At 76.3% G+C, this 875-nt stretch carries 1 protein-coding gene; it reads right to left on the bottom strand.

Annotated elements, in window-relative coordinates:
* A partial coding sequence (locus FA014_RS19645; protein ID WP_154731268.1) for a DUF222 domain-containing protein occupies window positions 1-875 on the bottom strand: 875 nt, incomplete at both ends.

Genomic DNA, 875 nt, shown 5'->3' with positions numbered 1-875 from the left:
CCGTCGGACTCGGGCACGTCGCCGACCACGAGGTCGCGCAGGCCGTCGGCGCGCAGCTGGTCCAGGGTCCGGGGGTCCCCGAGTGCCTTGGCTGCGCGGGCGGTGTGGTCCAGGACCCCGTCGACGCGGGTGGCGTCCTCTGCGGCCAGGACCACCCACATCGCGGCCATCCCGTGCGGCCGCTGCCGCGGGTGGGTGACGCGGCGACCTCGTCGGGCCCGGGTGTTGCGGCCCGCCTCACCGTCGGGGTCGGCGAGCCGGACCTCGCGGGCGACGCGCTGTTCGAGCTGTTTGCGGGAGCACTGCGCCGCGTCGGGCAGGACCGCGGTCTCCACCGCGTGCGCCGCCTGGTAGGGCAGGTCGGTCAGCCCGGTCGCGATCACGTCGGCCTTGGCCGCGTCGATGTGCCCGGTCTGCAGGGCCTGGCCGGTGGCCGCCAGCATCCCGTTCAGCAGCAGCGCCCGGTTCACGGCCTTGTTCGCCGAGACCCGCGCCCAGCCCAGCCGCATGGCCAGCTCGTCCCCCGCCACGCTCGGGTGCGTGGGCGGCGCTCCCGCGAGCGGCGACCAGTCCGGGGCCATCTCAGGGCGGGTGGCGAGCTCGGCGACCGCGTCCAGCATCGCGGCGTGCTGGTGGGCCTCCATCCGAGCCCGCGCGGCCACCACCTCGACCAGGATCGCCGGGGTCAGCACGGTCAGGTCCAGGCCCCGCAACCAGGCATCGAGCACGGGCCCGGGCGGGTACGCGGCGATGGCCTCGATCTGCCGCTGCTCACCGGTGCGCGGCGCCCCGCCGAACGCCACCACGGGGTCCGGCCCGTAGTCGGTCAGGCAGACACCGTCGGGCCCGTAGACCGGCAGCACCAGGCCGGCGAG

It is taken from the genome of Cellulomonas hominis (assembly GCF_005239125.1).
In the GTDB taxonomy this organism is placed as follows: Bacteria; Actinomycetota; Actinomycetes; order Actinomycetales; family Cellulomonadaceae; genus Cellulomonas; species Cellulomonas hominis_A.
This window is presented reverse-complemented; position numbering and strand designations above follow the sequence as displayed.